This window comes from Shewanella profunda, from assembly GCF_023283765.1.
GTDB classification, from domain to species: Bacteria; Pseudomonadota; Gammaproteobacteria; order Enterobacterales; family Shewanellaceae; genus Shewanella; species Shewanella profunda.
Map to the genome: position 1 here is coordinate 1 of NZ_JAKILG010000054.1, position 15,550 is coordinate 15,550.

15 protein-coding genes and 2 pseudogenes are annotated in these 15,550 nt (G+C 40.1%); 8 read left to right on the top strand and 9 right to left on the bottom strand.

The window, feature by feature from the left end:
- Positions 1-94: 94 nt before the first annotated feature.
- Complete coding sequence (locus L2744_RS18715; RefSeq protein ID WP_248993317.1) at positions 95-1,417, bottom strand: ATP-binding protein; 1,323 nt, start codon at positions 1,415-1,417, stop codon at positions 95-97.
- A gap of 320 nt (positions 1,418-1,737) precedes the next feature.
- On the opposite strand from L2744_RS18715, the gene L2744_RS18720 reads away from it, so the two are divergent.
- The 3 genes and pseudogenes from L2744_RS18720 to L2744_RS18730 form a co-directional block, all read left to right on the top strand.
- The gene (locus L2744_RS18720) at positions 1,738-2,043 is read left to right on the top strand and encodes a transcriptional regulator (protein WP_248993318.1); all 306 of its coding nucleotides are present in this window, start codon (positions 1,738-1,740) and stop codon (positions 2,041-2,043) included.
- Complete coding sequence (locus tag L2744_RS18725) at positions 2,040-3,320, top strand: type II toxin-antitoxin system HipA family toxin (protein ID WP_248993319.1); 1,281 nt, start codon at positions 2,040-2,042, stop codon at positions 3,318-3,320. Before L2744_RS18720 ends, L2744_RS18725 begins: the two co-directional genes overlap by 4 nt.
- Before the next feature lie 117 nt (positions 3,321-3,437).
- Positions 3,438-3,676, top strand: a pseudogene (locus L2744_RS18730) (DUF4172 domain-containing protein); the annotation flags it as partial.
- Between the two features lie 383 nt (positions 3,677-4,059).
- Here the strand turns inward: L2744_RS18730 and L2744_RS18735 are convergent.
- The 8 genes and pseudogenes from L2744_RS18735 to L2744_RS18770 all read right to left on the bottom strand — a co-directional run.
- Positions 4,060-4,206: pseudogene (locus tag L2744_RS18735) on the bottom strand (transposase family protein); the annotation flags it as partial.
- A 368-nt stretch (positions 4,207-4,574) separates the two neighbouring features.
- A complete protein-coding gene (locus L2744_RS18740; protein ID WP_248993320.1) occupies positions 4,575-5,477 on the bottom strand; it encodes a hypothetical protein in 903 nt (300 codons plus the stop codon).
- A gap of 3 nt (positions 5,478-5,480) precedes the next feature.
- Positions 5,481-6,131, bottom strand: coding sequence for an AAA family ATPase (locus L2744_RS18745; RefSeq protein ID WP_248993321.1), 651 nt, complete (start codon positions 6,129-6,131; stop codon positions 5,481-5,483).
- A gap of 30 nt (positions 6,132-6,161) precedes the next feature.
- Entirely contained in the window at positions 6,162-6,638 is a 477-nt protein-coding gene (locus L2744_RS18750; protein WP_248993322.1) for an ATP-binding protein, read from the bottom strand.
- Between the two features lie 5 nt (positions 6,639-6,643).
- Complete coding sequence (locus L2744_RS18755; protein WP_248993323.1) at positions 6,644-8,533, bottom strand: DUF262 domain-containing protein; 1,890 nt, start codon at positions 8,531-8,533, stop codon at positions 6,644-6,646.
- A 104-nt stretch (positions 8,534-8,637) separates the two neighbouring features.
- Positions 8,638-9,765 carry a DNA cytosine methyltransferase gene (locus tag L2744_RS18760; protein WP_248993324.1) on the bottom strand — a complete coding sequence of 376 codons (1,128 nt, stop codon included), beginning with the start codon at positions 9,763-9,765 and terminating at the stop codon, positions 8,638-8,640.
- Between the two features lie 458 nt (positions 9,766-10,223).
- The gene (locus tag L2744_RS18765; protein ID WP_248993325.1) at positions 10,224-10,580 is read right to left on the bottom strand and encodes a hypothetical protein; all 357 of its coding nucleotides are present in this window, start codon (positions 10,578-10,580) and stop codon (positions 10,224-10,226) included.
- A 174-nt stretch (positions 10,581-10,754) separates the two neighbouring features.
- A complete protein-coding gene (locus tag L2744_RS18770) occupies positions 10,755-11,642 on the bottom strand; it encodes a LysR family transcriptional regulator (RefSeq protein WP_248993326.1) in 888 nt (295 codons plus the stop codon).
- Between the two features lie 270 nt (positions 11,643-11,912).
- On the opposite strand from L2744_RS18770, the gene L2744_RS18775 reads away from it, so the two are divergent.
- From L2744_RS18775 to L2744_RS18795, 5 genes are all read left to right on the top strand, one after another.
- Positions 11,913-12,410 (top strand): DMT family transporter, encoded by a 498-nt coding sequence (locus L2744_RS18775; protein WP_248993327.1) that lies wholly within the window; start codon positions 11,913-11,915, stop codon positions 12,408-12,410.
- A 23-nt stretch (positions 12,411-12,433) separates the two neighbouring features.
- A complete protein-coding gene (locus tag L2744_RS18780) occupies positions 12,434-12,859 on the top strand; it encodes a DMT family transporter (protein ID WP_248993328.1) in 426 nt (141 codons plus the stop codon).
- A 104-nt stretch (positions 12,860-12,963) separates the two neighbouring features.
- A complete protein-coding gene (gene yjjG / locus L2744_RS18785; RefSeq protein WP_248993329.1) occupies positions 12,964-13,671 on the top strand; it encodes a pyrimidine 5'-nucleotidase in 708 nt (235 codons plus the stop codon).
- 114 nt (positions 13,672-13,785) lie between these two features.
- Positions 13,786-14,919, top strand: a complete 1,134-nt coding sequence (locus L2744_RS18790; RefSeq protein WP_248993330.1) for a hypothetical protein — start codon at positions 13,786-13,788, stop codon at positions 14,917-14,919.
- An 85-nt stretch (positions 14,920-15,004) separates the two neighbouring features.
- On the top strand, positions 15,005-15,415 hold the full coding sequence (locus tag L2744_RS18795; protein WP_248993331.1) for a YkgJ family cysteine cluster protein: 411 nt from the start codon (positions 15,005-15,007) through the stop codon (positions 15,413-15,415).
- Positions 15,416-15,550 lie beyond the last annotated feature (135 nt).

The window sequence follows — 15,550 nt, forward strand, 5'->3', positions numbered from 1 at the left end:
CCAAAATTGGAATTTGACGCTATCACAGCTCTCAATCCATTTTGAGGGGCGCTTAGAAAACCATATCGATCTGTGAAATTAACCTGACACAGAATTATGAACAGCCTCGTTTCTTAACGACATGCTCAGTGTAATACAGTGGAAAAACGAGATGTTTTTGCTCAAGGACCGATGAGCCTTGAGTTCCTGTTAACTTGATCGTTTTATGTGGATTGCATTTCTCTATATATGACTGTAGCGATTTGGCTCTTGTACGTTGACCACTTTTGACTTCAATAGGAATAATGTTGCCCTCTAGATCTGCAACGATAAACTCGATTTCTGCCCTCGCATCATTCCATGAATATGTGGGGTCAATTCCTAAAGCGGCTAACTCTTGCTGCACAAAGTTTTCTGCAATATAGCCTTTATATTCATATCCTTGCTGTTTTATTTCTTTGTAATGAATACCCAGCATATGATGCAGTAGTCCGACATCCATTAAAAACAGTTTCAACATATTTTCTTTTCGATAAGCAGCAAGCGGGCTACGTGGATAACCCTCAATGGGATGATTTTTGAGTACGAGGCGGCACTTTTCTAGCCATGTGATACCACCTTCAAGTTCCTGATAGCGTGACTTTCGTTCATGCACATATTTAAACTTAAAGCGTTTTACCGATTCGTCCATAACGGCAGAAAGTTGTGAGGGAACGGCTTTAAAAATCGCTTCGATAAGTCCTGCATCCACTTTGCCCGAGTATTTACCAAAATCGCGGCGATAACCTTCAACTAGATCGGCATGAATTTTAGAGACTTTTTCAACACGCTCTAAAATGCTTGATTCTTTATACTGATACCAAGCAGAAACCGCTTCCGGCATACCTCCTGTAAAAAAGTAGTCCGTCAGTTTCTCCATCAATTTAGTGTGTACTGCCGCAGTGCTTGCCTGGGCTTCAAAGGCTTTGATCAGCGCTTGTTCGTTTGATGCGTAAATAAATTCTTGGAAGGTCAATGGTCGTAAATTGTATTGCTCTACCTTGCCAACGGGAAAGGTGTTGAGTAAACCAATGTTCGAGCCGCTGGCCGCGACAAAATAGGACGGTGCTTTTTCAGCAAAATACTTGAGTGAGGTAACGGCACGCTCACATTCACCAATTTCATCTAAGATCAGCAGATCGGTTTCTGGGTTGAACGTTTGGTTGGTCAACAGCTCAATGTTCATTAACAGTTCGTCAGGAGACAATGAGCCATCGAACGCTTGTTTGTAACCCGGGTTTTCAAGAAAGTCGATACGAAGGATGTTGGCAAACGTATTACCAAACAACTCTTGCAGCAGATACGTTTTACCCGTTTGCCTCGCGCCATCGATCAATAATGGCTTACGCATAGGTTGGTTTTTCCACGCAATTAAGGCGTTGAGTAAGGTGCGCTGCATTGTCTTTTCCTGCCTAGTCAGATCGTTAACCAGTTTATACTATAACCGACGTTACACTTTTACGCGCATAAAAGTGCGTGATTTTTCATTTTTATGCGCATAAAAGTGTGATTTGGTGATTTCTGCCATTCAGTTTTTCGTACTATCGACCTAGCCATCGTGCATGAAATATTTTGATGTGGGATATTAATCCTATTTTGATCATAAAAATGGGAATATAGTCCTACTTTATTGTTCGTGATAGTTGTTTAATTGACTAGGTTGGACTATATTCCCATTAATGGTTGAATAGTGGGAATATAGTCCCTTTGGTTGGTGTTATGGCTAAGCGTGATTTGCACAATGTGCTGTTTCCAAAACAGCTAAAAATCCTTACCCATTTTGGTGAGGACTTATTGTTGGCTATGAAGCGACGTGGTTTTACAAAAAAGCTACTGTGTGAGCGAACTGGCTTCGATCATAAAACCGTGAACAAAGTCTTCGCAGGTGATCCGGGTGTTGCCATAGGCACTTACTTGAAGGTCATGGCTGTACTTGGAATGGAGAGCAACTTTGCAGAAATGGCCGCTCACGACGAAGTCGGTATCAAGCTGCAAAACATAAAATTGCTGGAAGGTTCAAGATGAGCCGTGAAATCGTTGAAGTCTATGCCGACTGGCAGCCAATTGAAGCACCACTGCTAATAGGGCAGCTTGCTTACAGTGATTCAAGCCGAGGTGGTGTGTTTAGTTTTGCCTACGATAAAGCGTTTCTAACCTCAGCTTATCGCTTGCAAATAGATCCTATGCTGACACTTCACTCAGGTGAACTCTACAATGACGAAGCCGATAAGAACTTCCGTGCCTTTCTCGATTCATCCCCCGATCGTTGGGGGCGTATTTTGATGCAACGGCGTGCGGCTATTGAAGCACGCAAGGGCATTCGGGCAACGAGCCGATTAAACGAGTTGGACTACCTGCTGGGCGTACATGATTCTTACCGAATGGGAGGGATCCGATTTAAGCGAGCAGGCTCCGATGCTCTCTTGGATACCCCTTTCTTGGATAACAATGCTGAGTTTGCTGCGCCGCCCATGACGTCACTGCGTGAACTAGAGCACGCCGCCATGCAGATTGAAAAAGATGATAACATCGATAGTGACGAGTATTATCGCTGGTTAAAGATGCTGATTTCTCCAGGCTCATCACTGGGCGGTGCAAGGCCCAAGGCTTGTGTGACAGATGAACAAGGCCATTTGTGGATTGCCAAGTTTCCCAATTTAAACGACACCCATGATGTAGGTGCGTGGGAGATGGTCTGTTATGAATTGGCTTTGGCGGCAGGTGTTGACATGTTTCCAAGTGAGATCAGGCAGTTTTCATCACAGCACCATACCTTTTTAACAAAACGCTTTGACCGCCAAGGGGAGTTACGGCTGCATTTCTCATCGGCCATGACTCAACTGCGCTATTTTATAAACGAAGGGTATGATGGTGAACAATCTCAAGGTGCCAGCTACTTAGAGATTGCTGAGTTTCTTTCCACTCAGGGCGCACAAACAGAAGCTGACTTAGCACAATTATGGCGTCGTATCGTGTTTAATATTGCGGTGTCCAATACGGATGATCACCTGCGTAACCATGGTTTTTTACTGGCAAAGAATGGCTGGAAGTTATCACCTGCTTATGACTTAAACCCCATTGTTGGTAAGCATGGCCTACACCTGAACATTACAGATACAGACAACGCCTTAGACTATCAATTAGCCTTTGACGTAAAAGACTTCTTTCGACTTTCTCAAACCCAAGCCACTCAAATTTACGATGAAGTATTAAATGCGGTTAAGCAGTGGCAAGTGGTTGCTAAGCGGTTAGGGATCAGCCGAGCCGAGCAAGCAATGAAAGAATCGGCGTTTAACGTTTAATGACATTAAGTGAAACTATATTTTCACTATCATGATAAAAATGAAGTTGTAGTTCCACTTTTTCATTGTTTCCTCCGTTCATTTGTTCCAACCCACACACACCTTGGGCATTTGCGGCAGTATTGGCAAAGTGTCGACCAATCCTTATTGAGTCAAGAGCAAGCCAAAGTACTCAATCGCATGTTAGACGGCGATTTTGAACTAGGGATTAATAGTAGCCAGCATCAAAAGGTCGTTAAGGTGCGCCACCTGTCATTTTTCGCAAATGGTCGAACAGGATGATGTTGGATTGAGAGTGAGTCAAAGCCGACGCTGGCGGACGAAGTACGAGGTACTTATTGCCGAGTGGGAAATAGTGAGATCTTTGATTTAAGGCTCAACAGTGGCACTCAAATGGTATCGACGCAGGCATGCCGTAAACTCTTCCTTGAGGGCTCCACCGCGCCATCCATGGCGCAGAAGGCTTGCTTATCGATACCATTTTCCGCTGTGCAGCCCTTGTATCGCGTTACCTTCAGTGTGGTACTTGAATAAGGTTACAAATTAGCAGTTGAATAAGCGCATACTCACAATTGGTATCCACATTTCTTCTAATTAAATATCAGTATGTTATATTGCACCAAGCTGCTTAGATAAGGATTGATAACGAATAATGGAAATTCAGGTTGGTGATGTACTGAGATATAAAAAGCCAGCATGTGGAGAAAACATGTATGAAGATGGCTACCTCAATTTCCATTTTGCCGAATTCTTCGATAGCTTGCCAGCCATCACAACCTGAAGCGATTGAGGCTAAAACAAGAAAAATAATATCAACTAAATCATGGTCTAGGTTGATGTGAGAGCGAGGGTCTTCGATGAGTTTCAAGTGTTCAAATAAGGACATGGATTAGGCTCAGTAGGATAACATGCCCGATCAGATCATGCAGATACAAAGAAGTTCCCTACTGTTAACAAAGTATGATCCCGCCCTGATCTGCAGAGTCGGTAGAAAGTGCGTTTATCTATGTTTAAAACAGCCAAATCTACCCAGGGTTAGTTCGAGCCCATAATGAAATCGTTGGCAGGTAAATCAATAACTCAATTGAAGGCTGAACTGGGTTTGGCAATAGCATTTGTCATCACAAACTGCTGTCAGGCCAACAATAAAAATCTAGGCAAGACAACAGTTTGGAGTCGATATTGGATCAATTAAATGCTTAAGGTTCAGCCTATTAGGGAAGAGTAATGGAAATAACATATATCAGGTCTGAATTATAAGTGTTCACCAATATGTGCTATTGCAATTTGAGGATTTTGACATTTAATACGATTGAAGAATCCAAAATAAATTCGGTTGAAATAATAAGTACCCTTACCATTTGCACCATCTATACGTTCGAGTTTATAATGGTACTCACAGTTTATATTTTTATATTCAATATCATTAATTAAAAAATCTCTTTTGAGCTCTCCAATCTGCCTTTGGTTGCTACCAGTTCCCTCTGGTGTGACAGGGAATTCAAGGGCGGTATTCAAATTTGCAATATTATTCACCCAGTCATTAGGTATAACTTGATATCCATTCATAAATATCAAACAGCTCGTAATGCCACATATATAATTTTGATATCCTCCATTTAACTTTCTAATACTATCATAGGTTTCACCAGTGTTTGTATTATTTAGGAACAAAATATTTCTATATATCAAAGGAAATATCTTTGCATATTCATTATGATTAACAGGGTTTTTTATTAAGACTTCAGAACAATATGATACTAAGTCATTTTCAGAATTTATGATTCTGCATTGCTTAGGTGCTACTTGTGCTTCATTAGATGAACTATACAGTGAAAGCCAACAATCCTCATGCACCGGTACTTTTTTACTAGCGCAGCTGAGCACATCGTTGGAGTTAAAATTATCATAAATTTTAACTTTGGACATTCCCCCGTCATATATGGCAGATGTTAGTGCTCCAATTTCAATAAATTTACCTGAACAATATAATTCCGTCGCAACAAACTCATGAAAATCAGAAGATGCTGTGAAAGTAACATATTCAGAATTCATTTTAGAAACGAGTAATGCTGCACTATAAAATGATTGGATTAAATCATTTTCAGTACCATTAAAATTGAAACTACTCTCCACGAAACAGACATTAGTTTTCATAATTTATTTGCCTTTAGGTGGTAAGTCTTTTTTTCCAGTCAAGATTGTAAACATATCTTGTGCTTGCTGATCAAAGAAACCATCTGGCCAATTAGATAATTTTCCATCTTTCGCAAGTGTTATTTTTTCTACGTTGCTTTGTTCGTTTCCTTTTGATATATAATAAAGAGAAAATATTGATGGGTCAAAATCTTCATGCGTCCTAGCTACTACTCGCATACCATTTAGTAAATGATCACTATGAGTTTCCACTATCACCTGAACTCCAGCTTGGGCAGCTAGAGCAATTAAACGGCCAAGATAACTCTGACCTCGTGGATGTAAATGGGCTTCCGGATTTTCTAAAATAACAATTCGCCCCTTTGGAGCAAGAATTAGTGCCGAAACAAGTCCGAGTGAATAGCTGTATCCAAAACCAACATTAATAGGCTTAGTTAAATTTCCACACCCAGTGTCAATTGTATTATGGCTTACATTTGCATCATCAACCCGAATAGGATTTATGCTATAACCTGGTGCAATTTCCCCCATCCATGCTTCTATATTGCGAAAAACTTCAGTAATTTTTAGTGATGGATGTTTACGAGGATCTGCTGCATTTGTATCGGACTGATCTAAATGTTGACGCTTTCTGGTGATTAAGCTTTCCAACACTTCTAAAGTAAACTCTCCTTTTGTACCAAGCTAATCCCAGTCTCTTGTATCTTCTGAAAGAGGTAGGTTATCACGAGGACCAAATCGTTCAGCTTGAAGAAATTGGTAAGAAATAGATTTAGGTGAAGCATCTTTAGAATCCATAAATGCAATATCTTCTTCACTACCAATAAATGGTAGAAAATTATTTCTGAGATTTTCTCTATTTTCTGAAGTTCTATATCCCCAAGTTCCTTTTACAACGGAAGAATCAATAGTCACTTCTAATATAGATTCATCTTTATTGCTAAAGTTATGTATATCTTTAAATCCACCAATGTGAACAAGTTCACCATTTATTTTAACACGACTATCAAAGTTTGATTGTAGTAAAATTCCAAGTGCTTGAATTGCTGTGCTTTTACCTACAGAGTTATTACCACAAAAAACTGTTAAAGGAGTAAAATGAAAAGCTTGGTTTTTATAACATTTAAAATTTGTTAACTTAATCGATTTAATTGTTAGCATATAAACTATACTCTGAATGGTTTCTGTTCTATATCTACTCCGGTGCTTTCTTTTAATATTTCCCGGAATGCTTCGAATCGATATTTAACTGTTATATTTTTTCCTGTAGATGTAGATATTGAATATAAAAAACCTCTATCGGATTCAAAATATCTTTGAGAATCCCAAGTTGCATAATCATCCACTTCTCCTGACATTGACTCATATAGTTTTCTTATTAATTCATTTTTATTTTCTCTCACCATTTCAGCTTGCTGAATACTTAGTTGGAAAAAATAGGAGATGATTAATTCAAATAATGGTTTGCTTATTGGATCATTAGGCTTTGCATCTAGGTTTTTCTTAAATGCTAGATCACCAAAAATATCTTTTGCTAAGGAAAATGCTTTTATTAAATTAGATTCAAGATCGATATAAAAAATGCTTGTGTCAGAAGATAAAGATGATTCTCCCTTATCTATTCCATTTTTATTTTCAATTTTTATATGATGAGAATTCATCTTTGACATTGAGCTTGATAAGTACTTATCGTAGCTGTCATCAATATAATTCTCATAACCGAGAACAATAAATGCAATAGCCGAAAGACACAGTTCCATATCTTTTTGTCTTTCAGCTTTTATTCTTTCATTTGTAACAATTCTAAACTCTACAGACGCTGCAATATATCTTAAAAAAGTAACGCTCGAACCTTGGTTAAGTGCAGATCTAATTTCTTGCGAACTAAGTTTAACTCCGTAAGTGTTAATTCTATGAAATAGCTCTATTACAAGATCTTCGTGACCAGAAGTCATATCTATAAGATGAGAAGTAACGGCGTACTCAAGAATTCTTCGTTGATGAATACGATCTAAGTCCCTAAAATAAAGGTCTCTGAATTCAGTTCTAGCTTCTAGCTTTTTTGAAAGAGGAAAGTCGCCACGTATATAGTCATAAATACTTGTAACTCGTTGAACTCCATCGATAACGATCCAGCTTCCATCAGCTTTCTCTCCAAAGTAAAAAGCCGGTAATGGTAGCTCCATTAAAATTGACTCAATTAACCGTGACTTCTGTACATTGTCCCATATTCTATCTTTCCTCTGGAAGTCGGGTTGTAGCTCAATCTCGTGATGTGTGAGCCGATCGAAAATCAATGAAATTGTTGGAGTATATTGTCTAATTCTTGGTTTTCCAGTAGTACCGATATGTTCTTCTTCACTTTTGAAACCAACATAGATTTCATTATCTATATCATTAATAGATGGCATAACACTTCTTTCAGCATTATTTTTTGTTAGATTAATGTTTATGGTATCAAGTGAAACTATTGTATTTCTGATTATATTCTCAATGTTCTCAAGTTCAGTGAAACTTTTTTCAAATGCTTTTACATTTGTATCGCTAGGATATTTTACTAAAATAGAATCTAAAGATTTCTTTATTTTTTCAGAAACTTGACTAAGTGAGTCGATTATCAGTTTATTGCTTAATTCATTGTGTGCCCTAATTTTGGTATTGATGATTCTCAACTCAGAATAACTTAGTTCTGACAGAACTCCTATTTCATGTACATTTTTACCTCTTAATAAAAGATGCTTTCTTTGTTGATACTTAAAATGTTGAATATAAGGTAAATGCGCGAAAATAGTTTCAGGTTGATTTCTACTGGTACCACCGCCAAACAAAGCTTGGTCAACATTGCTAAAGCCTTTCAGTGTAAGTTCTTTCCATATATCTTCAAACTCTCTAATGGGACGTGAGGAGCCTCTGGAGTTAATACTTCCTGATACAAAATATTTTCCCATGTCTTTATCTAAACGAGTTAAGACGATCGGCGCTGTTTTAGGATTAATTGACTGTAGTTCTTTCCCAATCAACTTTTCTATGTCACTTAACACATCACTAAATTGCATGAATTGAGCTCACTATGACTAACATCGACTACACCCAGTCTATCATGTTGAGATAGTTACATACCAGAAGGCTTGTAACATCAAATAATGAAGCTTATAGCATTTCACTTTAGAGATTTTAGAAAGCCGTGAATAGTCCTTGCCAAGCCTTCTGCTGCAAGATATGGGACCCCGTTACCGATAGTTTTAAACATATTTGATAAGGTCATTGTTGCGGGTAAGCTGAATTCTTTTGGTAATGATTGAATTGCCAAAGCTTCAGCGGCACTTAGCCTTCTGTCTTTATATGGGTGAAGGTGAACTTCATTGTTACCATATGCTGCTGTAGGGGAGTATCTCCATCGATGTAAACGTTTGAACGATTTTTTGCTGTCATCACCTTCTAAAATAGTTTGAAATTTTAACAAGGCTTGTCTTGGTACAAAATGGTGATCAGCATTTGGGTGAGAACAGACGTCATTCTTCTTAAACCAATACTCGACGGTTAGTTCTTCATAGGACCTAGTAATGGCAGGACATTTTTTCTTTGAATCTGTACTATAAGTTTCTTGTGTAGGCCAAAGTTTCTTATTCAGCACAATATCTTTATCAAATATGATGTATTTATTCCATGCAAAGTTTTTTTCTAACATTGCACTATCTATTTTTCCTGTGTGTGATTCATGAATACCAAATAGTAAAATACGGTCTCGATTTTGCGGTACACCATATTCAATAGAGTTTATTAGGCGATCGGTTAAAATGTAACCAGATTTTTCTAATTTCGTTTTCATTTGGTCATAAAAAGCTCGATGTTTTACCGTTCTCCATAGTCCTTTCACGTTTTCAAATAAGAAAAAGTCTGGTTTATTTTGAATAATAGCGTCTATATAAACTCGACTTAATTTACCATTATCACCTTCGGAGCCCTTATTCTTTCCTGCGATGGAGAAATCTGGGCAGGGTGGACCACCAATAAACCCAACCAGCGAATTTTTTTTAGCATCATCAACTAAATCAATTAGTTGTTTCGCACCATCGCCTGCTATGTAGTCTTCAATACTACCAGAGAAATACCCGTATTTAGGTTCAGGGAGGTGCATCATTTTTCTTGAGTATTTATATGCCTCCATAAATGGAGGATGAAACTCGTTGACAAAGCGTACATCAAATCCCGTTTGCTCAAACCCAAGATCGAGGAAGCCGCTACCAGAGAAAAAAGAAAAAATGATTGGTTTTGATGATGAAAACAACGGTTAACCTTTGATTGTTGGAGGTGCAAATTAAATAGCTGAGTATAATACCTCATCAGAGGCTTGTAGGCACTTGATATTAGTTCTGTATCCTCCTGTAAACAAGGCATGTTATTGGTATAAACTTATTTCATTTACGGTCATAATCACTAATGGAATTTAATGATTAGTACTCATATATCATAGTGTTAAGTTAATGTTGAAGATTGCATGTTAAAGTGCTGCCTTAGTTTTTTGATGGCTAGTCCGCAGAGGATAGTTCCATTCACAAGTCATACACATTTGTAGGAGAAAGCTGTTAGTGAGAGTAGCTATTTGCGTTATGGCACTTAAACTATATTTGTGGGAATGGCAGGTATAGCTGAATAATAAGTGAGTACGTCTGCTTTGTTGAGAAGCTGTGACACCAGTGACACCAGTGACACCAGTGACAGAGGGGGCACGGTTTAATATCGTGGTTATCGTATTGAAACGACTATGGCATTGAGTTGCTGTTTTATCTGCTCAAGATAGTCAATGAGTTCACTGGCTTGTTCAAATTCAAGCTGTAGTATTGGCTGGGAAGCGGTACGGATTTCTGGCTGTATATTGTCGCCGTCATTCACGGCCGAAATGATGGTGTAGCGGGGATAATCTTCTTCGCGACAGATGGGATCGGCATAGTCTACCCAAAGAATAAAGTAGTCGCTTTTTCGTTTGAAATAAAAGCTTGGACACATATCATTTTGATAGCTTTTGTCGATAAGAAATGGGTATTGGTTTAGGTCGAAACCAAGGTCAAACTCATAGCCAAAAGCTTGATGATAAACACTCATATGTCTGCCTTAAATAGTCACCTAGACTGACTATCATTATAGTTGAAGCGGCTATTTAAAATGCTGTTTCATTTGATTTTAATTCGTTTTGAGTTAGTCTTTTTTAGCTTTGAGGCTGTGTTCTTTATAACCATTTTTAATCAACTTTTATCTTTGAACCTATCGAGTAATGCCCTACCTTTCCATCAAGAACTCCATCAAAAACGCTATCAATACGCTCACTTTTGTCGGCAAATATTTCCGCTGCGGATAAACCGCATAAATGCCATGTTCGGGGAGTGGATGGTCGATGAGTAAAGCTTGTAGGCGGCCCGCTTGTAAGTCGGCGTCGACCATAAAACGGGGCAGATTGGCTATGCCTAAACCATCGAGTGTGGCTTGGTGGATGGCATCACTATTATTGACTTGGTAGTTACCATTTGGCTGGATGCGAGTTGAGCCTTCTGGGCTTAAGAAGGTCCACTCGACACCGTCGCGAAAGTACGAGTAGAACAAGCAGTTGTGCTGGGTTAATGCCGAAGGTGTGGCAGGTAAGCCATGCTGAGCAAGGTAACCTGGGGATGCGCAAATCACACTTAAACACGGGGCGATTTTACGTGCGATTAAACTCGAGTCAGGGAGGTTGCCGATACGAATAGCGAGATCGAATCCACCGGCGATCAAATCGGTAGTCTTATCATCCATCTGCATTTGTAGCTGGATTTTTGGGTAACGGCGCAGAAATTCGGGGATCAAAGTGGCGATATACAGACGACCAAATACCATAGGCACTGCGATACGCAGATTGCCCTGAGGTGCTTGTTGTAGTTCGGAAATGGCATCCAATCCTTCTTGGGCGAGTTTAACTGCGGGGCGAACATAGTCGTAATAGCGGGTGCCCGCCTCGGTGAGACTCAAGCTGCGAGTGGTGCGGTGCAAGAGTTGAATACCCAGATTTTGTTCTAATTGGGTAATACGTTTGCTAACCGCCGATTTGCTGATCCCAAGCTTTTGACCTGCCAATGAAAAGCTACCGCATTCCACCACAGTGACAAATATAGGTAAGGCCGAAAAGTGTTCCATACTATGTTCCACGAGTTAATCAACTTAGATGCGTGTCGAGCTGTTTAGCTGTGCCGCCGATTTTGATGTCCATCTTTCGATCTTGCGTATCAATCCCTTCATTTATTCAATTAGTTGTAGGCACTTTGGTGTGAGTCCATGAGGAATAAACTCTACACTCATGATTGTTATCGTCAACTAATGCTCAACAATGAGTTTCAAATTCGCTGGATTATAGAGTATTGATTAAGACTGTAGACTATTTCGCAACAAAAATAGTAGGCATATCGCATGCAGTCATCAAACACGTTTATGGTCATTATGCCACTGGCAGCCCTGTTTTCGGGGGCTTTGCTGGCTCTGATGATCAAACTGAACAGCCAATTAGCACTCTATAGCTCACCACTGAGGGCATCATGGATTGCACATGGTGTGGGTATTTTAACTGTACTGCTAATGTTAACTGCCCTAGGGGTGTGGCGCAGGTTCACAAGGAAGCAAGTTGTTAGCTCTCAAATCAGCCGAAGTTTGCAGCTATTGCCTTGGTGGGCGTATTTAGGTGGGCTCCCTGGAGCGCTGACAGTTGTACTTGCGGCAATGTCAGTCAATAGTGACTTAGCGTTGGCGGGCACTCTGGCTTTAATGCTAGTTGGGCAATTGGTTTTTAGTTGTTTGTGCGACCGTTTGGGTTACTTGGGGATGGTAAAGCGACATATTCCAGTTGCTGAAATCGCAGCCATGGTCATGATCAGTTTGGGCGCCATATTGGTGATTTTTAGCAGACACTAGCTTAAGTTTAGGAGCTCTATCCCATGGCACTTTTTATTGCTATCGCCTTACTGAACGGCGGTTTAATCACTTTGAGTCGCATCTTAAATGGCATGCAGGCTCGGCGAATAGGCGCGTTAATGGCGTCACTTTGTAATCATGTGGGCGGTTTTGTGTTATTAAGCTTATTGATATACCTACAAGCTACTGATGATGCTCTTATTAAGCCGCCATTCTATGTTTATTGGGGCGGTATTATCGGCGCTGTATTTGTGGCGATAAATAGTTGGGTATTGCCACAACTTGGCGCGGTGTACTGCGCGTTATTAGTGATTTGTGGGCAAATGCTGACCGGAGTTGTGATTGACGGCATGTTACATGGCATTAGCTATATAGCTTGGTTTGGGGTTCTGGTGATGTTAGCGGGTATTGGTTTGTTACATTTAATCAAACAGCGTTCATCAAGCTAAAACAGCGTGATTAATCAATTTCGAGTAGACTTGCAAAGCTGATTTTTTAGTTTTGTACTCGGTTGAGTAGCAAGGCATTATGAGTTTTTTATAGGAGTGGTACGTTGTCCTCTAATCTTTTTCTTCCATCGACAATCCCCTATTCATGGATTTTGTTTGACGCCGATGAAACCCTATTTTATTTTGATGCCTTAAAAGGGCTTAAGTTGATGTTTAGTGAGTTTGGGGTTGATTTTACCCAAGCCGATTTTGATGAGTATCAGCTAGTTAACAAACCGCTATGGGTCGATTATCAAGATGGCAAAATTACGGCTGCCGAGTTGCAAACCACGCGTTTTGAACCTTGGGCAGCCAAGCTCGCGGTAGCGCCGCAAGCACTCAATAGTGCTTTTTTATCGGCCATGGCCGACATTTGTGCCCCCTTGCCGGGCGCTCGTGAGTTATTAGCCGCGCTGCAGGGTAAAACCAAGTTGGGTATTATTACGAATGGTTTTACTGAACTGCAAACCGTGCGATTAGAACGAACAGGATTACAGCATCATTTTGATATTTTAGTGATTTCTGAGAAAGTCGGCATAGCAAAACCCGATGTGGGTATTTTTGAACATGCCTTCGAGCTAATGGGTCATCCTGAGCGCGACACTGTGCTTATGGTCGGTGATAACCCCCATTCTGATATCCAAGGCGGTATCAATGCGGGTATTCATACTTGCTGGTATAACGTGCACGGCCATGATGCACCTGTAGATATCAGGCCCCATTACCAAGTGCGCTCCCACCATGAGCTGCATAGTTTGCTATTAGGCATATAAACTCGGATTGTTTGGTATGAATGCAAGAGCGTTATAGTCGGTACAGTTTTACCTGTGGTTTTGATTTAAGGTATTGATTTTATTTTTATAATATTTCTATGATGTGAGTCAGCAATGAGTGAATATCAGTATTATCGATTTGAATGCCTAGATCCCCGCTTATCGCCCCAGCAGCGAGCTCAATTGAGGAAGGTCTCTAGTCGGGCAGATATCACCAGCAACTCCTTTTGTGTTCAATATTATTACGGTGATTTGAAGGCCGATCCAGAAGCGTTAATGATGGATTATTTTGATATTGGCTTTTATTACGCCAATTGGGGGCAGGTGAATGCGTACCTTAAATTGCCAGCAGGTACGATCCCTGATGCCTTCACCGCAATTATTGCTGATGGTTATGCATCCTTTGTTGAAGATGAAGAGTGTCAATTACTGATATTCTCCCTAGAGGAAGATGATGACTACCGTGATGATGAAGATGCGGAATCATTTATGTTTCATCTGGCGGCGCTAAGGGCAGAGCTATTGGCGGGTGATTATCGCGTCTTATATTTCCATTGGTTGAGTCGAGCATATGATGATCCACGTTTAGAACCTCTGCCACTCATTGCCTTTGATTTTGATAAATTAACACCAGCACAACTGGCGTTTGCAAAACTCTTTTACATTCCTGTATCAGTTATACGTGCTTTGCACCTTTTGCTGCAAACAATGCCAGCACAGTCACCGCAAACGACTTCTTTAACCGCGCAGCAGCAAGTGGCAATGCTGTCGGATGCAGACAAGGATACCTTGCTATATCGCTTGTTTAATGAGGGGCAATTATTACCCTCAGATGCGATGGCTATGCTAAAAAAACAGGAGTCTCAGGCTGATTTTTCCTACTGGGTAACAGGTTCATTGTTGCAACCATTTTGGTATGTAGCTGAAATGGAAGTTAAGCAAGAAGAACGTGCGGCCAAAGCAGAGCGTTTTGCGCAAGAGGCGCAGTTACGTAATGAACATCTCGAAGCGGTTTTTAAGGCGCGCGAAAACTATTGGCAAGGCGTGTTTGAAGATGCTGCCCGTGGGTGTGCAAGTGGTTATGATAGTGCATCTTGGGCATTGCAAACCTTATATGAGGCTTACCAGCTAAAATCTTTGCCCAGTGAGTTTAAGCAGCGGTTTGATCTTTTTATCTCGAAACATGAAAAACGTAGGGCGCTGCTCAAACGTCTAGAACCACTAAGCAGGGCAGTTAAATCGAGCTGATTTTACATCTTCAATATTCGATTCGATGTGGTGTTTTTTGCCTGCTATAATTGCCGCCCTTTATTTCCAACCTCTAGGTATCAAGGTGTCAAAACGTGGCAAAAACACGGTAAATGCCGTTTCGATTTTTAATATCGACGATTTGTCCACGTGGCAAAAATATCGCAAAGGTCTGTGTGATACTTGCCATGCCACTTGTTGCACTCTGCCAGTGGAAGTTAGCGTTAGTGACCTAGTTCGTATGGCGTTAGTCGATGAATTTGAAGCCGAAGGCGATCTAAAAACTATTGCTAAACGTCTGCAAAAAGCCCGTTTAATCGATAACTTTAACCATAAAACCGCTATCTTTACCTTGGCACGCATGGCTAATGATGATTGCCTATATTTAGATAGTCATACCCGTCGTTGCACTATTTATCATCAGCGACCAGAGACTTGCCGTAATCATCCTCAAATTGGCCCTAAACCAAATTTTTGCCCCTATCGTCTACGTTAGCTCCTTGGCCGTTAGCTCTCAGTTGTGGTGCTTTATATAGGCAATTTTCTTGGCAATTAACCTTTTTAACCATAGATTTTTTATATGCTAAATTCTGCCAAATTATTGATATTAATGGTTAAAAATTCTGTATCT